The sequence below is a fragment of the Acinetobacter sp. YH12227 genome (assembly GCF_013417785.1).
GTDB classification, from domain to species: Bacteria; Pseudomonadota; Gammaproteobacteria; order Pseudomonadales; family Moraxellaceae; genus Acinetobacter; species Acinetobacter gandensis.
In genome coordinates this window covers 1-20,855 of record NZ_VPDH01000038.1, presented here as the reverse complement: position 1 = coordinate 20,855, position 20,855 = coordinate 1, and the positions used below count along the sequence as shown (strand labels likewise).

Sequence of the window (20,855 nt, the reverse complement as noted above, 5' to 3'; positions counted from 1 at the left end):
CAGATACGCTGACAGGATTATTGGGTAATTTAGGTGGCACAAAGTCTTTTGATTTTAGCGCACTGACTAAATCACTTCCGCAAGTGATTAGCACGATTCAAAGTCTTACATCCAATAACGGTTTAAATTCGGATGCACTCAAGACTTTGATGACAACACTGCAACCACTCCTACAAAATTTAGGTAGCAACGCTGGCTCGACAGAGATGAATCAGTTGGTTCAATCATTACCTACAATTGTCAACAGCTTGCAAAGTTTACTGAGTAGTACCAATAACCAAGGTAATCTTCCAGACAATATCAATAGCGCTGTAAATGCCATCAAACCACTGCTTGCTATGCTTGGAAGCGCAACAGGGGCAACAGATTCAACGCAAATTATTAATACACTCAGCCAAGTTTTAGAATATGCGCAACCCATTATTCAAATGATTGGGAGTTCGTCTTCTGGAAACATCGACTTTGGGCAAATTGCACAAGGTGCAACCAGCGCACTCCTACCTTTATTAGCTTCAATCGATAAAGACAACTCATCTATTGATATGGAACAATTGAGTCATGCTTTACCGACTGTGATTGGAAGTGTGACCAATCTAGTGACCGCCATTTCATCAGCTAACCAAGGGAATATCCCTGAGACCATTTCAGGGGTGATCAAAGGACTTAATCCTCTTTTAGATTTACTGGCAAAAAGTGATGTCATCAATACGGATCAGGCTCAAACCGTCAAAGCGATTTATGATGTATTAAATAGCGTGAGCACCATTTTGGATGTGGTTAACAATCCATCCTTACTGACGCTTTAAACTGATTTAAATCAAGTGATTGATTCATTGAAACCAGTCATTGCTCTGATGGACAGTAACGGTGAAGCGACTCAGTTCCTCGATCAACTCACCATTCCAAATATTGGCGATTTGCTCGGCAATCTTGCTCCTGAAAAAATTGATTTTGGTTCTTTCACGGATCAATTCAACCAATTGACTGAAAACCTCTCGGGTCAATTACCGAATATTAGTGACCTATTGGAAAATTTAGGTTCTGCTCAAGGTGATTTTGATATCTCCACCATCATCCCAAGTATTAAAGATACGATAGGAAATATCCTCTACCCAGTTATGCCGCTAAACACATTACAAGCCGATAGTATCAACCCAGTGTTGAATATTATTGATATTCAACAACAGAGCTATATTTAAACATTGAATATCTTATAAAAAAAGCGCGCCATTAGGCGTGCTTTTTTAAAACAGTATGACTCAAAGCTTTTACACTAAAGATTTATACGCCACGCCAATCTACCCGTGCATTACGTTCTGTTTGGTATATACGTTGCACATATTGACCTAAAGGCAAATCGCTCAAATAGGCTTTGTAAGCTTTAAACTCTTCTGACAAGGTTTCACCATGCTCTTTTTCCCACGGTGTTCCAACAATCTCTAATAACGGCGCCAACATTGAACACACTGCAATATCAGCCAAACCTAATCGATCGCCAACAAAATAGCGCCCACCTTGTTCAATTAGACGTTGATTTAAATCAACCACAATTTCATCCAATCGTTCACGTGATGCCGCAACCTTATCCGTATCAAGTTGATAACCTTTTGAAACTAAAGCTTTAATAATAGGTTTAGAATATTTTTCAAATTGACGTAAATATCCCTTCTCACCAATCAAAATATCAAGTGATTCTTCACTTTCATTCAACGCATGTGCAAGCCCCCAACGACGAACATGCTGTCCAAGTTCAATAGACAATTCGTTGATCGCCAAAGCTTGTTCACGCAGTTTTGTATCAGAGCGTATTAAACTATGTTCAGGATAAGTCTGATCTAAATACAAGGCAATTTGGGTTGAATCCGCGATCCATATGTCTTGATCACGTAAAATAGGTAATTTGTTCTGCCCTGTTTTTAACTGAGCAAATGCACGATGCACACCTGGCATCAAATTATGCGCAACATAATCTAATTCTTTATGATCAAGCAACCAGCGCGCCTTTTCACAAAAATGTGAGAGTGGAAACTGGTAAAGAGTCCGCATAAATGCTCCGATTTTTTGTTGTAACTGACTTTTAAATAAGCCAGCTATTTTAGTTAGATACTTTAGTCAGTGTCTTATTGAAACACAATGTCATTTTCACGCCAAATTGCTTAATGTATTGTCACCTAACACCGCATTGAAACGCCTAAATCATGATTTTTACGGCGCAAATTTGCCGAGCCCGAATTCACTCTGCATATCACCTGACTTTGTCAGTGCTTTCATGTAAAATCAGTGCCAATTTTTTTATAATACTTTGTGAGTTATTTCATGGGTTTTAACTGTGGTATTGTCGGCCTGCCAAACGTTGGTAAATCAACGCTTTTTAATGCATTAACTAAAGCTGCGATTGCTGCTGAAAACTTCCCATTCTGTACCATCGAACCAAACACAGGTATCGTTCCAGTACCTGATCTTCGCATGGACAAACTTGCAGAAATTGTAAAACCTCAACGTGTTGTACCAACCACCATGGAATTTGTGGATATTGCAGGTCTTGTTGCTGGCGCTTCTAAAGGTGAAGGCCTCGGTAACCAATTCTTAGCTAACATCCGTGAAACTGATGCGATTGCACACGTTGTACGTTGTTTTGAAGATGAAAACGTAATTCACGTTAACGGTAAAATTGATCCGCTTGATGATATCGCGACCATCAATACTGAACTTGCACTTGCTGACTTAGAGGCGGTTTCTAAAGCAATTACGCGTCTTGCAAAATCTGCAAAAGGTGGCGACAAAGAAGCTATTGCAACTAAAGCCGTTTTAGACAAAATTTTACCATTACTTGATGAAGGTAAGCCTGCTCGTGCCGCTGATCTTGATGAAGATGAACGTAAATTAGTTCGTGGTTATGGTTTCTTAACACTTAAACCAACAATGTATATTGCCAACGTTGCTGAAGATGGTTTTGAAAATAACCCACATTTAGAAGCTGTTCAAAAATTAGCAGCTGAAGAAAATGCGATTGTTGTTCCACTTTGCAACCAAATCGAAGCTGAAATTTCTCTACTTGAAGATGAAGATCGCGCTGAATTCCTTGAAGCATTAGGCATGGAAGAACCTGGCCTAAACGTAGTAATTCGTGCGGGTTACGGCTTACTTGGTCTACAAACCTACTTCACTGCAGGCGTACAAGAAGTTCGCGCATGGACTGTAAAAATCGGTGCGACAGCTCCTCAAGCAGCAGGTGTTATTCACACTGACTTTGAAAAAGGCTTTATCCGTGCTGAATGTGTTGCTTACAACGACTTCGTACAATACAACGGTGAAGCTGGCGCTAAAGAAGCAGGTAAATGGCGTCTAGAAGGTAAAACTTACATCGTTCAAGATGGTGATGTTCTACACTTCCGCTTCAACGTCTAAGTTTAATCTATTAAAAAGCCAGCAATTTGCTGGCTTTTTAATATGCTGAAAGTATTATTTTTTGACCACACTTTTCATTTTGACTAATTTAAAATATGTCATTTAGCACTTGTAACTACGAGGTGTTTTTTTTAATTTGTTTGAATCTTAGTTGTAGATTAAAAACTTAAAAGCATCTTAAAAACAAAATTATACAGACAAAGCCACTATTATTTAATGCTGAAGTACAACAACCCAAATACTTATTTTTTGAATGAAACATTTTAAATTCTTTTACAGGCGCTAATGCCTGTTTTCAAAGAAAAATAGCAATGAAAAAAATCAGTACAATCCTAACAGCAGGTATCTTCACAATGCTTAGCGCTACAGCCTTTGCATGCCCTCAAGGCACTACAGTAACAGGAGGCACAGGGGCAAATCATAAGGGCGGAACTTGCGTCACTGTTTCCAAAGATGCTAAATATCAAGCCCATGTAGCACAGCACGCTGCAAAAGTTGCCAACCACGATGCAAAAGCGGCAAAGCGTGATGCTAAAAAAGCTGATCAACTTGCACATAGCAAATCACTAAAAGATGAAAAAATGGCGAAACAAGATGCAGCTAAAGCCCATCAGCTTGCACAACAAGCCAGCAAAGAAGCGAAAACATCTGAAGCAGCAACAAAAACTGCAAAAGCAGACATCAAAACAAAAGTAGATACGCACAAAATCGCAACTGAACAACATAAAGCAGCCATTAAATCCTAATTCTACTTGACTTGCCCATTTGACTCATTCAAATGTATAGCCGGTTTATACAACATAACTCAGAATTGCAAAAACAAAATTTGACTGTAAAAAAGCCGGTAAATACCGGCTTTTTTAAATGTATGTGTATGTATAGATTGAAGGCATTTATCACATAGATAATTTTATCCACATAACGCTTTTACTCTTGTATATCAAATCTTATGGATGTGCAGATTGTAACGATTTAGCATCCATTTCTGCACGTTGCTTACGCGCTTGAGTTAACATGCGTTGTTCAAGTTCTTTACGGAAGCCCATTAAAAATACTAATTCCGCCAATACAAACAGTGGACCAATCGCTAGACCAATGACATCATCCATAAAAGCTGGTTTTTTCTTTTCATAAAAATGGCCAATAAATTGGATTACCCAACCGACAAAGAACAAGCCAACACTCCAGCCTAACCAAGCACCCAAAGACATCTTAGCGATCATCAACGATAAAGGATAAACAGCAGCAAAGATCACTAACATGATAAAACCAAAGACTTTATCTAAACGCAAGTAATACACCACACTGGCAATAATCAGCACTAAGGCGATTGTAATTTCAAAACCCTCAACTGTGATACCTAGACGCGCCGTTAAACACATAATTGAAAAGACAATCAGCGGAATACCAACAAAATGTGTTAATACATTTTTATGGTCAAGATGATATGCCGCATACTGACTTAATAAAGTTTCTAATTTACTCATGAGACCACTCCTTGTTCACTTTCTCATTTCACTATATAAAATGCAGAACAATAAAGTTGTCAGCCAGCTGACAAATACAGTCGTAAAAATAAGGATATGATGTGCTTAATGCCCAACAACTCACGCAACTAAAGAATAATTATTGGTTCGCTGGCCTAGCTGAATATTTTCAACACTATATTATTCAACATGCTCTCGTTTTCGAAAAAGACAAAGATCAACGTATTTTCCTGTCTGGCGATCCTTTTGATGGGATTTATGCAGTGCTCAACGGTGCCATCCGTTTAGGCTATATTGATATACATGGTAAGGAAGCCTTAGCGGCGATTGCTGAACCAATTATGTGGTTCGGCGAAATATCTTTAGTGGATCAATTGCCCCGCTCTCACGATGCGATTCCCACTCGTAAATCCACAATTTTGCAACTTCCAGCGCATGCCATACAGCAATTACTCGAGCAATACCCCGAATTTTGGTATCACATTGCCCAATTGACCAGTCAAAAACTGCGTTATGCCTTTATGGAACTCATTTCTTTACAAACTCAAAACTTAAGCCAGCGTCTTGCACAGCGTTTAATATATATGCTGAATGGCTATGGTAACCACCTCGAAATACAACAACGCACTATTCAAATTTCACAGGAACAATTAGCGCAACTTTTGATGTGCTCACGACAAAGTATAAATCAAGAATTGCAACAGCTTGAGAAAATGAATGTGCTTAAAGTTGCTTTTAAGAAAATTGATATTTTAGATCTGCAACAACTGCATCAGATTGCTCATGCACTTCCTGCGCATGATCACTGATACCGAGTAGTTTTGGTGCAACTTAACGCACCATTATTTATCGTTATATTTGTTATGCTTCTATTTGGAACATTCTTTTTGGTTCATCCAGACACATTAAGATAATAATTTGCACACATCTACACTATCAAAACCATTAGTACATGCAGCAACTTCTTGGCTCACAACATGTGAGTTTGTATCTTTAGTAACTTCATTAGTTTTTTGGATATTTTGACATGCTGTTAATGCCATCATCATACTGATTACAACGAATACTTTTTTCATCTTAATACTCTTTCTTAATTAAATAATTTACTTTTACACACCTTGCCTTATAAGTACTATTTTACACATTTTATCAAATAGTGATAATTTTCAATTTTTATCACATTATTGTTATTTTGTATTATTAATATTTTAAACATCTAAGTTAAAGATAAATTTTCGCAGTAAATATTATAAAATTGATAATAAATCAATACCTTAAATTAATAAGAGAAAACTATTTCAAGTATTTACCTATTTAAAAACGCCTAAGCAATGGCAAACTTAGCGAATGTTTTTAAAGGTTATTTTTTAATTAAAAAAAGCAGCGGATGAGATTCCACTGCTTTTTTAGGATTATAAAAATTTAAACACCTACTTTTTTCGGATCCGTGTTACCCAGTGCTGGGTTATCTATTGCATCCTTACATTGTGCTTTGTCACGCTCATAATCTGCTTGCTTTTGCGCTACAGACGAACTGTTGTCTATCATTTCACGCGCCCAGATTTCTAAACTGGTTAATGCTTTACGACACAGTGCATATTTACCTTCTGTCACAGAGTCGGTCATTTTCACATTGATACGCCAATCTGTACTGAGCTTACGTGCTGGCTTACGTACCTTTTCTTCAATTTGATCAATTTGCTTTGCATAAACAATTGGATCGACGGCATTTATCAATTTCCATGCTTGGCCAGCATAGACAGTCGCATCATTAGTGAGCTTTGGTGCGGGCTTAATTTCCGCTTTTGGTTCATTCGTATTGTCATTGCCACAGGCCTGTAACAACACTGTACTGCACAATAATGAAACAATCAGCATCCCACGCATATTCAACCTCTGCATATCAGGCTCGTATCAATAAACATATTCGGCAATATGCTAGTAAATTAACGTACAATACTCAATCATCATTTGACCTGTTGTTCAACTCTTTCAAAGGTGTGTCGTGTCTGAACACAATATTCCGGTAGTTAAGCCTGCGGGTTTTTGGCAAGGCGCTAAAGATAGTCAGGCGATTATTTTTACCTATCTTCCTGTTTCTTTTGCATTTGGGGTTTCTGCGACTCAATTTGGTTTCACTGCGTGGGAAGCTTTATTTCTTTCTTGCTCAATGTATGCCGGCGCGAGTCAATTTTTAGTGGTTGCACTTTTAGGCAGTGGGACTTCTATCTGGATGACCGCACTGACCGTGATTGCCCTCGATATTCGCCATCTATTGTATGGCCCTGCTTTGCAAAATTTAATTCAAGATCGACTCAATCTTAAAAAGACTGCGGTTTGGGCTTGGGGTCTCACCGACGAAGTTTTCGCTTCAGGCATGATCAAACTGTCACAGCGCCGTCAAGAATGGTCAGAATCTTGGATGTTAGGACTCAGCTTATTTAGTTGGCTGTCATGGGCAACTGGCTCTTTTTTAGGTGGTTTATTTGCCGATCAAGTCAGCAACCTTCCACAATTTTTACAAGCTGCACTCGACTTTTTACTTCCTGCATTATTCCTGAGCTTCTTGCTCGCTGCCTTTGAGAAAAAACATACCTTTGTGGTTGCAGTAACGATTATTGTCTCTGCGATTGCCTGTTACTTTATTGATTTATCTGCGGCAATTTTCATTGGTATTTCATCCGGTATTTTTGCTGGTCTGTTTAAACATTACGTTCTTAAACAACCAGACCCAGAACACATGGGAGAAGCATCATGAATCTTGAAATTATTCTGGTGGGCATATTAGTCGGTATTGCTAACTTTGCGTCTCGTTTTGGGCCATTTTATGTCATTCAGAAGTTTCAGCAAGGCTCACAAAAGCGTGGCGCTTTATGGTTAAAAATTGCCTTAGGCTCAATTGGCATTGCTGCCATTAGCTCTATGTTAGTGGTTGCAACTTTACCTCCACTGCTTGAAACACCCAATAAAAGCTTCGCCATGTTGGTTGGTTTTGCTGTACTCACTGGTTTGTACTTTAAGTTTAAGCGTATTGTCCTTGCTACCTTAACTGCAGCTTTGGCATATGGTTTAGTTTATACCTACATACCTTTTCACTTCTAAATCTAATTCAAATATCGGTAATGAAATGAAGCCTAAGGTTCAGATTTTCTTTAGGCTTACTTACACTAAACTGAATTCACTACGCTGTAATATTTAAAAGTCTAATTTCAAATAAAACGATATAAAAAAAATTGTTGGACAATATCATTTATTTATGTGAATGAAATCTAAACTCGGCAAACAGTTCTGCTATGCTAAAACCCCATAAAATCAAGCATGGATGATTTACATGAGCGTAACTATTGGTACTCCACTTCAGTCTTCAGCTTTTAAAGTCTTACTGTTAGGTTCTGGTGAACTTGGTAAAGAAGTTGTGATTTCACTACAACGCTTAGGTGTCGAAGTTCATGCTGCTGATCGTTATGACCATGCGCCCGCTATGCAGGTTGCACATTTTTCCCATACCTTAAATATGGCCGATCCTGAAGTATTAAAAGCCTTAATTACGCAAGTAAAACCCAATTTAATCGTGCCTGAAATTGAAGCGATTGCGACACAAGTTTTGGTCGAAATTGAAGAACAAAATATTGCCACCGTAATCCCATCTGCAAAAGCAGTGAATCTCACGATGAATCGCGAAGGCATCCGCCGCCTTGCTGCAGAAGAGCTAGGCTTACCGACTTCTGCTTATCGCTTTGCAAATACATTAGATGCTTTTCGTGCTGCCTGTGACGACATCGGCTATCCAAACTTTGTAAAGCCAGTTATGTCTTCTTCAGGAAAAGGACAATCTCGAGTAAAGAGTTTTGATGAAGTTGATGCTGCTTGGGAATATGCACAAACCGGTGGTCGCGTGAATCAAGGCACGGTGATTGTTGAATCACAAATTGATTTTGATTTTGAAATTACCCTACTTACCGTTCGTTCTAAAAATGCCGAAACTGGTGAAATTGAAACCTCATACTGCGACCCAATTGGTCATCGTCAAGATGCTGGCGACTATGTCGAAAGTTGGCAACCTCAGGCCATGACACCTGTGGCACTTGAAGAAGCAAAACGTATTGCCAATAAAGTAACCATTGCTTTAGGCGGCTGTGGCATATTTGGCGTGGAACTGTTTGTCAAAGGCGATAAAGTATGGTTTAGTGAAGTATCACCTCGTCCACACGATACCGGTTTAGTCACCCTTGCATCTCAATTCCAAAGTGAATTTGAATTACATGCACGGGCTATTCTTGGCTTACCTGTCAACACAGCTCGTCACAGTACCGCTGCCAGCGCGGTTATTTATGCAGGCGTGGATGATAAAAATTTATCCTTTAATGGCTTAAATCTTGCATTGGCTAACCCCAACACCGATTTACGTCTTTTTGGTAAACCAGAAGGCTTTAAACGCCGCCGTATGGGGGTAGCAACAGCACGTGCCGAAACAACCGATCAAGCACGCGAACTTGCTCAACATACTGCGCAACAAGTTAGTGTTCAACAAAACTAAGTTTGTAACACCATAACGGACCACTGTTCATGATTAATACGCTTCCTCTGCTGAATTACATTAAAAGTAACCACGACATTCAGGCCATCAACCAATGGCGAACAGATGTTGAAAATCAGCTTCAGGAATGTTTTGAAAATGGACAGTCCATTCGTGACGTGATTTTGGCACGTTCAAATCTGATTGATGAAGCATTAAAATTTCTTTGGACACATGCTGAATTAGAAAATACAGACTTAGGCTTATTTGCAGTCGGTGGTTATGGCCGCCGCGAAATGCTGCCTTATTCTGATGTCGATATTATGATTTTGTCAGAAGATGAAATCAGTCCAGAACAAGAAAAACTCATCTCAACCTTTATTTCATCACTTTGGGATGTCGGCAATTTCAAACCGGGCATTAGTGTTCGTACCATTAACGACTGCGTTGCTCAAGCGACTAATGATTTAACTGTTGCAACAGCCTTAATTGAAGCACGGTTAATTGTCGGTAATGAGCATTTAGCCAAATGGCCACGTCGTATCGTATCGCAAACATGGACCGATAAAACCTTCTTTGATGCCAAAATGCAAGAGCAAGCCAAACGCTATGCTCAACACAACAATACTGAAAGTAACTTAGAACCTGATATTAAAAATGCACCGGGTGGTATTCGTGATATCAACCAAATTGGTTGGATTGCGAAACGCCATTTCCGCGTTAACCGCATTTACGACCTTGTACATTTAGGTTTTATTTCTGAATTTGAGCTGGGCGTACTGGAAGAAACTGAAAGTTTCCTTTGGGAAATTCGCCATCATCTACATCGTTTGACCAAGCGTGATGAAAACCGCTTATTGTTCGATTATCAACGCGATATTGCGGCGATGTTTGGCTATCACCGCGAAGAAGGTAAATCGCCAAATTATCCAATCGAACAATTCATGAAACGTTACTACCGTAGTGCCCAGCAGGTTTCAACGCTTAATGAAATGCTGTTGGCCTATTTCAATGAATCGGTGATTACTCCCCGTCTGCCTGACTACGAACGTAAAATTGAAGAAATTAACGAGAATTTTAAATTGGTGGATGGCAAACTCGCAGTTCAACACCATAAAATTTTCTCAGAAAATCCGAGTGCAATTTTAGAAATTTTCTATTTATTAGCGAATCGTCCTGAAATTGAAGGCATTCGAGCACGTACCTTACGCCTACTGACATTGGCTGCAAAACGTATCGATCAAAATTATCGCGATAATCCTGCGCATCAAGCTTTATTTATGGCGATCATTCGCTCGCCATATCGCTTGTATGACACGATGGTTGCCATGAAGCGCTATGGTGTTCTAGGCAACTATATTCCTGCCTTTGGGCAAATTATGGGCCTGATGCAATATGACTTATTCCATATCTACACGGTCGATGCTCACACACTATTATTACTGCGTAATCTAAATCGTTTTAAAGAACCTGAGTTCGCTAAAGACTTCCCTGTCGTAAGCTCTGTATTCCAACGCCTAGCACGTCGTGACATTGTCTATCTTGCTGCCATTTTTCATGACATTGCCAAAGGTCGTGGTGGGGATCACAGCGAGCTCGGTGCTGCTGACGCGATTGAATTCTGTCGTGCCCATGGCTTTACTGAACGTGAATGTAATTTAGTCGCGTGGTTAATCCAAAGTCACCTCGTCATGTCTGTAACTTCACAGAAAAAAGATATTTCCGACCCAGATGTCGTGCAAGAGTTTGCAGAAAAAATGGGGGATATGGAGCATCTTGATTATCTTTACACACTGACAGTTTCAGATATCAATGCAACCAACCCAACACTTTGGAATACATGGCGTGCATCGCTTATGCGCCAACTCTACACTCAAGCACGTGATGTGATTCGCTCAGGCTTAGGTCGTCCAGTCGACTATCAAATGCTGATTGAGGACACAAAATTTGCCGCAAGCGAGTTATTGGTGAATGACTTCGCTTTGGCAGATGTAGAAAAAGTTTGGCAAGAATTAGGCGATGAATATTTCATCAAAGAGTCTGCCGATGAAATTGCATGGCATACCCGTGCCATTTTACAACATGGCAACAATGCTGAACCTTTGGTACTAATGCGTGCTCATCGTAAATTTGCTCAAGATGCAGTACAGATCTTTATTTACACACAAGATCAGCCAAATTTATTCGCTACGACGGTTGCCATTCTTGACCGTATGAATCTCGATGTTCAAGACGCCCGAATCATTACAGCTTCAACAGCATTTAGTTTGGATACCTATGTGGTACTGGATCGCTTCGGGACATTACTCACCGACCCTGAACGTGAAAATACTGTAATTGAAGCATTGAAAAAGGCCTTGAGCCAATCAGATAAGTATCCAGGTTTAATGCAGCGCCGTATTCCACGTCAACTGCGTCACTTTGACATTGAAAATACCGTTAGCATTACAGTAAACGAAGCCCTACAGCAAAATATGGTTGAAATTGCAACGCTTGACCACCCTGGCTTACTTGCCAAAGTTGGTGGTTTATTTATGATGCAAGGCCTAGATATTCACTCTGCGAAAATTGCAACGTTGGGTGAACGTGCTGAAGATATTTTTTATGTCACCAAAAAAGATGGCTCACCAATGAGCGATGCTGAAGCTGAAACCTTTGCTGCACAATTAAAGTTAGCTTTAGACGAAGCATCAAATCAAGTTTGTAGTCATCATTAACTTAAATTGATCGGTATCAATTCCATGAACTCCAGTTTGTCATTATTGCACCCTTATCCTTTTGAAAAGCTCAATAAGTTATTTCAGGATGTGAAGCCAGCAGATTTGCCTTTAATTCCGCTTTCAATTGGTGAACCAAAACATCCTGCACCTGAGTTTGTGAAGCAAGCAATTATTGACAACTTCCAGCACTTATCGACTTATCCAAACAGTAAAGGTTTGCCTGAGCTTCGCACCAGTATTGCCAATTGGTTAACGCGTCGTTTCAAACTGAATACCATTAGTGCCGATAGCAACGTTCTGCCTGTTTCTGGTACGCGCGAAGCGATTTTCTCGTTTGTACAAGCTTTGGTTAAACGTGAAGATACACCTTATGTGGTGATGCCAAATCCGTTTTACCAAATTTATGAAGGCGCAACTTTACTTGCAGGTGCTGAACCATACTTCATTAACTGCACAGAAGAAAACAACTACTTAGGTGACTTTGATGCAGTTCCTGCAGAAGTTTGGGAAAAAACTGCGTTGTTATTTGTCTGTACACCGGGAAATCCAACAGGTGCAGTTCTGTCAAAAGAGCAGTTTAAAAAACTCATTGCCCTTTCAGACAAATATGACTTTGTGATTGCTTCGGATGAATGCTATTCAGAACTCTGGTTTGATGAAGCACCTATTGGATTACTCGAAGTCTGTGCTGAAATCGGTCGTGACGATTTTAAAAACTGCGTGGTCTTCCACTCATTGTCTAAGCGTTCAAACTTGCCGGGTATGCGTTCGGGCTTTGTTGCCGGTGATGCTACATTGTTAAAACCTTATCTTCAATACCGTACTTATCACGGCGCAGCCATGCCTGTACAACACCAAATTGCATCTATTGCCGCTTGGGATGATGAAGCACATGTCGAAGAAAATCGCGTCCAATACCGTGCTAAATTTGATTTATTCCAACGTGAGCTAGGTCACTTACTACCTTTGCAAAAACCCGATGCAGGTTTTTATTACTGGTTAAAAGTCGACAATGACGAAGCTTTTGCCAAAATCTTAATGGAAAAAGCACATGTTAAGGTATTACCAGGCCGTTATCTGTCACGTGATACAGCACAAGGTAATCCAGGTGAAAATCATGTCCGCTTAGCATTGGTTGCTGATATTGCTCAATGTGAAGAAGTTATTCGTCGCTTGAAAGCTGTACTTTAAACAGTTTAAATCAATCTATTTGATGTAAAAAATGCCCCACATTTGGGGCATTTTTTACTTTTAAGTCGACATTATGCAGACTTAGAAGTCAAAAGTTGCACTGAGTTTAAAAGTTCGAGGCTCACTAATTGATAAATACGTGTAATCATTGACTGAAGCAGAAGCCCAATAATCTTTATCCATTACATTTGTGACACTAAAATTCAAAGTGGTAGGCACTGTATTAATTTGAGTTTTATAGTTCGCCCCCACGTCAACACGCGTCCAATCGTTTAGTTTCAACGTATTGGCATTGTTCGCATAGGTTGAACCGGTATACACCACACGACCATTTAAGCTGATGTCCTGCTCAGTTGGCAATTTCCAGTCTGCTTCCACATTCGCTTGGAACTCAGGAACACCAATCACACGATGCCCCTCAAATAACCCTTGATAGGTGTCTTTTTGTTCAGTATCAATCCACGTTGCCCCACCCAATATTTTGATTGAATCAGTCAGTTGACCATAGGCATTAAACTCAATACCTTGGTGAATATTGGTCGCTTGACTGATTTGTGCAGAACCGGAAGTATTGACTGAAGCCTTTTGTCGATCTGTAAAGAAATAATTCAGTGTTCCACCTACCTGACCGTTTTCGTATTTCAGACCAAGTTCTTTTTGTTTCGACACAAATGGATCGGCAAGATAATTATTACCTTCACTATCTAGAATCGCTTCACCTTGTACCAAGGCTTCAATGTAATTAGCATACATTGATAATTCTGGTGTTAATTTATAGCTTAGCCCTAATGCTGGAGTGAGCTGATGCTTATTAATGTTGTATTTATATGTCCCGTAAGAATATACATCTTGATCCACGTCTTGATAACGCGCACCGAGCATGACGGTCAAGCGATCACCTAGCATTGAAATATTGTCCCCCAAGGCAATACTTTTAAATGTACTTAAACCAGCTTTTGGATATGCTCCAGCCTTGCCTAACCATTTATCAATATTAGAGTTTTCAGGATAAATTGGATCGTAAAAATTATCGTTCAAACTGGTCGCATAACCATAGCTATAACGCTTATCAGCACGGTAGATCGAACTAGAAGCTACTACTTGGTGTTTAAAAGCACCGGCCTCAAATTTAGATTTTAAGCCAATTTCAGCACTATGATTGGTGTCTTTACGTGGAATCATTGATGCAGAAAGCTTTGCCGTGCCTGCCTCGGTATCACTTAATTGCTGACTAGAATAGACACCTGCTTCTTCAGATTTACGAAAACCATAGGCTGCATAGGTTGTAGTTGCATCGCTAAGATCATATTCTGCGCGTACACTCCCGAAGATGTCCTCCTCGTTTGAATACGTCCATGCTTGACCATGATAATTGGCATATTGTGAAGCACTCGGAATCTGTGCAACTGCATTGGTTAAACGTAAACTCGGACGGTTTTCAGAAAGACGGTTATTGTTATAGCCTAAATCGCCAGATAAACGGAATCGGTCACCTTTATAATCGGCAGAAAGAGCAGCCAACCCCAAAGTTTTATTTTCTTTATCAACTTCAGTTCCACCATCATGGTAAGCAGTATTTACACGGACACCGAATTTATCATCAGTACCAAAACGACGGGATACATCCGAAGCTACATAGCCACCATTAAAGTTTGTACCTATAGTAACGCGAGTTAAAGGATCATTACTGGCACGTTTAGGCAGTAAGTTAATTGATCCACCAATCCCTGTTCCACCCGGAATTGCTCCATTTAAAAATGCTGAGGCACCTTTAAACACTTCAACACGTTCAAAGAGTTCTGTTGGAATGTATTGTCGCGGCAATATGCCATAAAGGCCGTTATAAGCTGTGTCATCTGATGCGAGTGCAAAACCACGGATAAAATACGCTTCTTGAAAATTTCCATACCCTTTTGCAGTTCGAACCCCTGCATCTGCTTGCAGAACTTCCCCGACACTTTTTGCTTGGCGATCTTGGATATATTGATTGGTATAGCTTGTGATATTAAATGGCGTTTCTAAATTTTTCTGATTACCAAAAATACCGACTTTACCTCCAGTAGCGACTTGCCCACCTGCATAAGGCTTCATTAAGCCATTTGCAGATGCATCCGCACTCACAACCACATTAATTGCATCTAAAGTTTGCACAGCAGTGTTATAAGCATTTGCAATTGAATGAGTCGTTTCAGTCCCTTCACTGGCATAAGCATATGTAAACCCCTGAGTAATGCAGGCCATCATCACACAAAGCTGCTTCATTTTTAACATTGGGAGAATTATCCTAAAAAATACGCCCACATAATAAATGATAATTATTAGCATTTATCTTTTCATTTTAAATTTCTCTATGTGATTTTTTTATTAACTTATATTTTTTGATTGTAATTTTTTATTAAGGTTTACTTAACTTAATTGCGTTAGCTAATGACTTAACTGATATTTTTTAATGCTTTAAACTTAGCAATACAATATAAATCTGTTTTAGAGCCGTACACTAAAACTGATCAGGGCTTTAAATCCCCTTATTCATAAACGTCAAAAATAACACTCGGCAAGCCAATTATTGCGGTGGAGTCATACTAAATTCATGTTCAACTGTATAGCTAAGATTTTTATCAACCATGGGGATTGGCTCAAGTCGTGCAACCAATAGAGACTTCTGAACTTTCAAATCAAAACTTTTCGAACCAGAACTTGCAATAATCTTCGAGCTGCCAATATAACCTGTTGATGCAATGACAGTGAGTTCAATTTTTACAGGATGTTTATAGTCTTTTTTCTCAATTAGAGAACCTTTATATAGCGGTGCATTCACCCAAGAAACAACATATTTTTTTCTCTTAAGTTTAGGATCAACAACATCTGCAACACGTGTTGGTTCATATTCTGCTACAGGCGTTTTCAACAGTTTTAATAGCTCACTAACCCGAGTATCTTTTGTGCGATCAAGATTGGTTTCTGCCCAAGCTGCACTGATACATAAAGTTGAAACACACAATATACATAAAGTTGAAACATACAATACGATAAAAATGTGATATTTAATCCGTCGCTTAAACAATTTTATGGCCTTCAAATAAACAGAAGTCAGTATAAAACATCTAGATAAAAATAAAGGCGCTAGCGCGCCTTAATCATAAAATTTACTTAAGCCGTTAAGCTTGAGCTAAGGCTTTTTCAATATCTTCGGTTAATGTTTCAGGTTTAGTTGTCGGTGCATAACGGTTAATAACTTGCCCATTTTTGCCAATTAAAAACTTGGTGAAGTTCCATTTAATACCATTACCCAATACACCCTTAGAATTATTGGTTAAGTATCGGAAAATCACATGCGCTTCAGGCCCCTTTACATTTACTTTGGCAAACATCGGAAAAGACACGCCATAGTTCTTTTGACAAAAAGCCCCTATTTGATCGTTTGAGCCCGGATCTTGCCCACCAAATTGGTTACACGGGAATCCCAAAACCTCTAAGCCTTGATTTTTATATTGTTCGTAAATTTTCTCTAGACCCGCAAATTGCGGTGTAAATCCACATTTACTGGCTGTATTTACAATTAATAAAACCTTGCCATCATAATCAGCAAAGGACTTATTTGTACCGTCCAGTAATTCTGCTTCAAACTGGTGAATGGTGGTCATGGATAAGTTTCCTCATCATTTTTTTCTTTTGTTTCTAATTCTAATGACGCCGAATTGATACAGTAACGTAAACCTGTCGGCTGTGGTCCATCAGGGAAAACATGCCCTAAATGTGCGTCACAATGATGACAAACAATTTCAGTTCTGACCATACCGTGCGTCGTATCTACATTTTCATCAACCACTGAAGGCTCAATCGGCTTATAAAAACTTGGCCAACCACATCCACTATCGTATTTGGTTTCCGAAGAAAATAACGGCTCACCACAACAACGACAGGTATAAGTTCCTTGTTGCTTAGTATTCCAATATTTGCCTGTGAATGCTTGCTCAGTCCCCTTCTGACGCGTAATGCGAAACTCTTCAGGCGATAATTCTCGTTGCCATTCCCTTTCTGTTTTATTGAGTTTTCCCATGATGACGTCCCTTTATATCGTGCTATTTAAAATAGGATAATCCTATATTTACGTCATCCAATCCTAAATTTCTAGTCTTTATTCAACAATTTACAAAATCTATATAATGTCTTTAAAAGCAAAAAGTAAGCAAATAAAAAACCAAGGTGAGCAAATATAAAAAATAAATGCTTTTTTGTCAGAAAATTTAGTGTTAGGCTTAGTCCTACTCTTGCTCAGGATTAAAGAATGTCGCAGAAAAAAAGCGTAATTTTTAAAAATCTACTGCCCATGATTAAACAATATCAACAGGCAGGGTTTACGCATGAAAAAATTGTTGCCCTACTCAGAGATGAACATCATCTCGATTTAGTAACAACCGAGACATTTAAAAGCTATTTATATCGTTATGCAAAAGTGACCTCCACTCCTTCCGAGACTATAAAAATGCCGAACATTATCAACACCCCACGCGAAATTAAGAAATCGTCTAAGCTCGAGCACGTTTGCTACGACATTCGCGGGCCAGTGTTGCGAGCGGCCAACGAAATGGAAGAAGCTGGGCATAAAATTATTAAACTGAATATCGGCAACCCAGCCCCATTTGGTTTTGAAGCACCACAAGAAATTATTAACGATGTAGCATTAAACTTACCGAACGCTATCGGCTATACCGACTCAAAAGGGATTTTCCCAGCGCGTAAAGCGATCTGCCAGTATTACCAACAAAAAGGCATTCTCAATATGCACGTCAATGACGTGTATGTAGGAAATGGTGTTTCTGAACTTATCGTTATGGCAATGCAAGGCTTATTGGATGATGGCGATGAGATGTTGGTTCCAATGCCTGACTATCCACTATGGACAGCAGCAGTCAATCTTTCAGGTGGTACAGCTATTCACTATAAATGCGATGAAGAAAATTTCTGGTATCCAGACATTGCAGATATGGAAAGCAAAATCACGCCAAATACACGTGGTATTGTCATTATTAACCCGAACAACCCAACGGGTGCTGTATATCCACGTCATGTACTTGAGCAAATTGTTGCCCTTGCTAAAAAATACGACCTGATTTTATTCGCTGATGAAATTTACGACAAAATCGTATACGACGGCATTGAACATGTTTCTGTCGCAGCTTTAGCTGGTGATCAGCTTTGCGTATCATTTAATGGTTTATCAAAAGCGTACCGTATTGCAGGCTATCGTTCAGGATGGATGGCTATTACCGGTGATAAATCACGAGCGCTTGATTATATCGAAGGTTTAGACATGTTGGCTTCTATGCGTCTATGTGCCAATCATCAAGCTCAGTATGCAATTCAAACAGCATTAGGTGGCTATCAGTCAATTAATGACCTTATTCGCCCAGGTGGCCGTTTATACGAACAACGCAATATCGCATGGGAAATGCTAAACGATATTCCGGGTGTATCATGTGTTAAACCTGAAGGCGCAATGTACTGCTTCCCTAAATTAGATCCTGAAATTTACCCAATTCAAGATGATGAGAAATTCATGTTGGATTTCTTGAAAGCTGAAAAAGTTCTTTTAGTACAAGGCACAGGTTTCAACTGGCCAACTCCAGATCATTTCCGTGTGGTGTTCTTACCTGCTGAAAATGAACTTCGTGAAGCAATTACTCGTTTAGGTCGTTTCTTGGCAAAAATGCGTTAATAGACACATTGCTTTAAGTATTTACTTAAAAATACCGCACTCTAGTGCGGTTTTTTTATAGCCGTGATTTTTACCATGTCGCACATAGACTCACTCAGACTTTAGTCAAATTTTGAGCTTGGTTTACTTTTCAATATCTTATTTATGTTATTTTTTAACCAATCATAAAAAATTCATGAGTACAGGATGTCCTCAAACAAAATAAGACTAAGTCTATTTCTTTGCCTTAGCATGTGCCTAGGGATTGGTATTCTTCGCTTTTCATATACTGCATTACTTCCCTCAACCCGTGAAGCTTTTGGCTGGAGTGCGAGTTTCGCGAGTATTCTAGGTAGTGCCAATTTATTAGGCTATCTTGCTGGTGCTTTTTGGGCAATGAAACTCCCTCAAGATCGAAGTATGATGTGTTACATTCAGGTTGCCGCTATTGCTGGAACGATCAGCTTATTAAGCTGCGCTTTCTCAGGTTTTTCTGAATACTGGTATATGGGATGGCGTATTATTTCAGGGATCAGCGGTGGACTATTAATGATCCTGTCACCGAGTGTGGTTGCGCAATGCTGTGAGCTCAAAGATCGATTCAGAATCAATTTTATTGGTTTTAGTGGTATCGGTTTAGGTGTACTCATGGCCACCTTATTCCTTCCTTATATTCACGACATTTCCACACAGTACGCATGGATCATTTTATTTTCTTTTGCCACATTCATTTGCGTAATACTCAGTTATTTACTAAAAGGCTTTAAACAATATTTAAACGCACCAACGCTGGCACAACAAAATTCAGAAAAGATTAGCGCTTTGTACTATTGCCTACTCATCGTATATAGCACCAGTGCATTTGCATACGTACCCCATTCACTATTTTGGATTGATTATCTCACCAATACCCTACATTTATTTCCACTTGGAATTAATCTCAATTGGATTTTATATGGCACAGGGAGTGCGCTGGGCGCATTTTCGGCTTATTTACTCGCTCAAAGGTTAGGTAATATTGGTGCATTAAAGGTGCTGTATAGCCTATATGTACTTGGAATATTTGTTGCAGTTTTGAATGACAGCCCACTATTCACCTTTATGTCATCGTTTTTTACAGGCTTATTAAATCCTGCGGTAGTCTTTCTTACTTCTTATACCATTCTACAAATTTATGGCACTGCATATAAAAAGCTTTGGAGTATTGCGACACTGTGTTTTGCAAGTATTCAACTTTTAGGTGGACTAAGCTTTAGCTTGTTACAACATTATGGCGTGAGTTATCACCAGCAGTTCATTATTGCCGCTACAGTCCTTCTTATGGGTACACTGCAATTGTTTTACTTCACACGAAAACACCGACACTCTGAACTTAAAAATAGTTAATGTACTTTGAATAATATAGTGCAAACCTATAAGAAAAGCCTGCGATAGGCAGGCTTTTCAGTTGATGAATGGTTTAGGACTATAACTTTTTCAGTCGTTTTTGTAGTTTCTTCAAAACAGAATTATGTTTTGAAATTTTGTTTAACCTCGCTTTAATTTCCTTTTTAAGAGATTTCTTTTTCTGAGACAAATTACTCTCCTTCTCGTCCGCCATAAAGATTGTTGCTATCGTTGACATCCTCACCTCCCTTAAACGGAGGTGATTCCTACAGCTAGACGCTTATGCCCAAGCGCAAGAATGTTCATGGCACTATTTAAGTCCCTATCGTGAGTGACACCACACTCACATGACCATTCTCTTATTCCAAGACCTGTCCTACCTCTCGGACTACTTGAGGTGATCTCACCGCAGCACGAACAGATTTGGGTGGTATAGGCTTCATTGACTT

At 39.3% G+C, this 20,855-nt stretch carries 21 protein-coding genes; 12 read left to right on the top strand and 9 right to left on the bottom strand.

Going from position 1 to position 20,855, the window contains the following annotated elements; genetic code table 11:
• Positions 1-20: 20 nt before the first annotated feature.
• Both FTV09_RS09900 and FTV09_RS09895 read left to right on the top strand, forming a co-directional pair.
• Positions 21-806, top strand: coding sequence for a hypothetical protein (locus FTV09_RS09900; RefSeq protein WP_180058221.1), 786 nt, complete (start codon positions 21-23; stop codon positions 804-806).
• 15 nt (positions 807-821) lie between these two features.
• The gene (locus FTV09_RS09895) at positions 822-1,199 is read left to right on the top strand and encodes a hypothetical protein (RefSeq protein ID WP_180058220.1); all 378 of its coding nucleotides are present in this window, start codon (positions 822-824) and stop codon (positions 1,197-1,199) included.
• Positions 1,200-1,281: 82 nt separating this feature from the next.
• Here FTV09_RS09895 and FTV09_RS09890 read toward each other — a convergent pair whose 3' ends face one another.
• On the bottom strand, positions 1,282-2,046 hold the full coding sequence (locus tag FTV09_RS09890; protein ID WP_067763299.1) for a glutathione S-transferase family protein: 765 nt from the start codon (positions 2,044-2,046) through the stop codon (positions 1,282-1,284).
• A gap of 270 nt (positions 2,047-2,316) precedes the next feature.
• On the opposite strand from FTV09_RS09890, the gene ychF reads away from it, so the two are divergent.
• Both ychF and FTV09_RS09880 read left to right on the top strand, forming a co-directional pair.
• Entirely contained in the window at positions 2,317-3,408 is a 1,092-nt protein-coding gene (gene ychF / locus FTV09_RS09885; protein ID WP_180058219.1) for a redox-regulated ATPase YchF, read from the top strand.
• A gap of 311 nt (positions 3,409-3,719) precedes the next feature.
• The gene (locus FTV09_RS09880; protein WP_257222873.1) at positions 3,720-4,154 is read left to right on the top strand and encodes a hypothetical protein; all 435 of its coding nucleotides are present in this window, start codon (positions 3,720-3,722) and stop codon (positions 4,152-4,154) included.
• A gap of 201 nt (positions 4,155-4,355) precedes the next feature.
• On the opposite strand, the gene FTV09_RS09875 is transcribed toward FTV09_RS09880, so the two are convergent.
• The gene (locus FTV09_RS09875; protein WP_067762599.1) at positions 4,356-4,895 is read right to left on the bottom strand and encodes a DUF962 domain-containing protein; all 540 of its coding nucleotides are present in this window, start codon (positions 4,893-4,895) and stop codon (positions 4,356-4,358) included.
• Positions 4,896-4,996: 101 nt separating this feature from the next.
• On the opposite strand from FTV09_RS09875, the gene FTV09_RS09870 reads away from it, so the two are divergent.
• A complete protein-coding gene (locus FTV09_RS09870) occupies positions 4,997-5,704 on the top strand; it encodes a Crp/Fnr family transcriptional regulator (RefSeq protein WP_180058218.1) in 708 nt (235 codons plus the stop codon).
• A gap of 96 nt (positions 5,705-5,800) precedes the next feature.
• Here FTV09_RS09870 and FTV09_RS09865 read toward each other — a convergent pair whose 3' ends face one another.
• Together FTV09_RS09865 and FTV09_RS09860 are read right to left on the bottom strand one after the other, a co-directional pair.
• Complete coding sequence (locus FTV09_RS09865) at positions 5,801-5,971, bottom strand: hypothetical protein (RefSeq protein ID WP_167348717.1); 171 nt, start codon at positions 5,969-5,971, stop codon at positions 5,801-5,803.
• Between the two features lie 346 nt (positions 5,972-6,317).
• Positions 6,318-6,797, bottom strand: coding sequence for a hypothetical protein (locus FTV09_RS09860; protein WP_180058217.1), 480 nt, complete (start codon positions 6,795-6,797; stop codon positions 6,318-6,320).
• A gap of 103 nt (positions 6,798-6,900) precedes the next feature.
• On the opposite strand from FTV09_RS09860, the gene FTV09_RS09855 reads away from it, so the two are divergent.
• From FTV09_RS09855 to dapC, 5 genes are all read left to right on the top strand, one after another.
• On the top strand, positions 6,901-7,653 hold the full coding sequence (locus FTV09_RS09855) for an AzlC family ABC transporter permease (RefSeq protein WP_373687700.1): 753 nt from the start codon (positions 6,901-6,903) through the stop codon (positions 7,651-7,653).
• The gene (gene ygaH, locus FTV09_RS09850) at positions 7,650-7,997 is read left to right on the top strand and encodes an L-valine transporter subunit YgaH (RefSeq protein ID WP_180058216.1); all 348 of its coding nucleotides are present in this window, start codon (positions 7,650-7,652) and stop codon (positions 7,995-7,997) included. The genes FTV09_RS09855 and ygaH overlap by 4 nt, the downstream gene beginning before the upstream one ends.
• Before the next feature lie 220 nt (positions 7,998-8,217).
• A complete protein-coding gene (gene purT, locus FTV09_RS09845; protein ID WP_180058215.1) occupies positions 8,218-9,432 on the top strand; it encodes a formate-dependent phosphoribosylglycinamide formyltransferase in 1,215 nt (404 codons plus the stop codon).
• Between the two features lie 29 nt (positions 9,433-9,461).
• Positions 9,462-12,128, top strand: coding sequence for a [protein-PII] uridylyltransferase (gene glnD / locus FTV09_RS09840; RefSeq protein WP_067762605.1), 2,667 nt, complete (start codon positions 9,462-9,464; stop codon positions 12,126-12,128).
• A gap of 24 nt (positions 12,129-12,152) precedes the next feature.
• Positions 12,153-13,322, top strand: a complete 1,170-nt coding sequence (gene dapC / locus FTV09_RS09835; protein WP_180058214.1) for a succinyldiaminopimelate transaminase — start codon at positions 12,153-12,155, stop codon at positions 13,320-13,322.
• Positions 13,323-13,403: 81 nt separating this feature from the next.
• On the opposite strand, the gene FTV09_RS09830 is transcribed toward dapC, so the two are convergent.
• The 4 genes from FTV09_RS09830 to msrB all read right to left on the bottom strand — a co-directional run bounded on the left by FTV09_RS09830 (position 13,404) and on the right by msrB (position 17,382).
• Complete coding sequence (locus FTV09_RS09830; protein WP_180058213.1) at positions 13,404-15,593, bottom strand: TonB-dependent siderophore receptor; 2,190 nt, start codon at positions 15,591-15,593, stop codon at positions 13,404-13,406.
• 292 nt (positions 15,594-15,885) lie between these two features.
• Positions 15,886-16,386: an energy transducer TonB gene (locus FTV09_RS09825; protein ID WP_180058212.1), complete on the bottom strand. Its 501-nt coding sequence runs from the start codon at positions 16,384-16,386 to the stop codon at positions 15,886-15,888.
• 94 nt (positions 16,387-16,480) lie between these two features.
• Entirely contained in the window at positions 16,481-16,966 is a 486-nt protein-coding gene (locus FTV09_RS09820; RefSeq protein ID WP_067762609.1) for a glutathione peroxidase, read from the bottom strand.
• Entirely contained in the window at positions 16,963-17,382 is a 420-nt protein-coding gene (gene msrB / locus FTV09_RS09815) for a peptide-methionine (R)-S-oxide reductase MsrB (protein ID WP_067762610.1), read from the bottom strand. The genes FTV09_RS09820 and msrB overlap by 4 nt, the downstream gene beginning before the upstream one ends.
• A 228-nt stretch (positions 17,383-17,610) precedes the next feature.
• Between msrB and FTV09_RS09810 the strand changes: the two genes are divergently transcribed.
• On the top strand, positions 17,611-19,041 hold the full coding sequence (locus FTV09_RS09810) for a pyridoxal phosphate-dependent aminotransferase (RefSeq protein WP_067762611.1): 1,431 nt from the start codon (positions 17,611-17,613) through the stop codon (positions 19,039-19,041).
• A 186-nt stretch (positions 19,042-19,227) separates the two neighbouring features.
• Positions 19,228-20,406 carry a YbfB/YjiJ family MFS transporter gene (locus FTV09_RS09805; protein ID WP_180058211.1) on the top strand — a complete coding sequence of 393 codons (1,179 nt, stop codon included), beginning with the start codon at positions 19,228-19,230 and terminating at the stop codon, positions 20,404-20,406.
• 249 nt (positions 20,407-20,655) lie between these two features.
• On the opposite strand, the gene FTV09_RS09800 is transcribed toward FTV09_RS09805, so the two are convergent.
• Positions 20,656-20,855 (bottom strand): zinc ribbon domain-containing protein (locus tag FTV09_RS09800; protein WP_180058210.1); only part of this gene is annotated, 200 nt, incomplete at its 5' end.

Coding starts and splice junctions, on each gene's coding strand:
- FTV09_RS09890 (WP_067763299.1), bottom strand. CDS start 2,046: ATGCGGACTCTTTACCAGTTTCCACTCTCACATTTTTGTGAAAAGGCG.
- ychF (WP_180058219.1), top strand. CDS start 2,317: ATGGGTTTTAACTGTGGTATTGTCGGCCTGCCAAACGTTGGTAAATCA.
- FTV09_RS09880 (WP_257222873.1), top strand. CDS start 3,720: ATGAAAAAAATCAGTACAATCCTAACAGCAGGTATCTTCACAATGCTT.
- FTV09_RS09875 (WP_067762599.1), bottom strand. CDS start 4,895: ATGAGTAAATTAGAAACTTTATTAAGTCAGTATGCGGCATATCATCTT.
- FTV09_RS09865 (WP_167348717.1), bottom strand. CDS start 5,971: ATGAAAAAAGTATTCGTTGTAATCAGTATGATGATGGCATTAACAGCA.
- FTV09_RS09860 (WP_180058217.1), bottom strand. CDS start 6,797: ATGCAGAGGTTGAATATGCGTGGGATGCTGATTGTTTCATTATTGTGC.
- ygaH (WP_180058216.1), top strand. CDS start 7,650: ATGAATCTTGAAATTATTCTGGTGGGCATATTAGTCGGTATTGCTAAC.
- purT (WP_180058215.1), top strand. CDS start 8,218: ATGATTTACATGAGCGTAACTATTGGTACTCCACTTCAGTCTTCAGCT.
- glnD (WP_067762605.1), top strand. CDS start 9,462: ATGATTAATACGCTTCCTCTGCTGAATTACATTAAAAGTAACCACGAC.
- dapC (WP_180058214.1), top strand. CDS start 12,153: ATGAACTCCAGTTTGTCATTATTGCACCCTTATCCTTTTGAAAAGCTC.
- FTV09_RS09830 (WP_180058213.1), bottom strand. CDS start 15,593: ATGTTAAAAATGAAGCAGCTTTGTGTGATGATGGCCTGCATTACTCAG.
- FTV09_RS09820 (WP_067762609.1), bottom strand. CDS start 16,966: ATGACCACCATTCACCAGTTTGAAGCAGAATTACTGGACGGTACAAAT.
- msrB (WP_067762610.1), bottom strand. CDS start 17,382: ATGGGAAAACTCAATAAAACAGAAAGGGAATGGCAACGAGAATTATCG.
- FTV09_RS09810 (WP_067762611.1), top strand. CDS start 17,611: ATGTCGCAGAAAAAAAGCGTAATTTTTAAAAATCTACTGCCCATGATT.
- FTV09_RS09805 (WP_180058211.1), top strand. CDS start 19,228: ATGTCCTCAAACAAAATAAGACTAAGTCTATTTCTTTGCCTTAGCATG.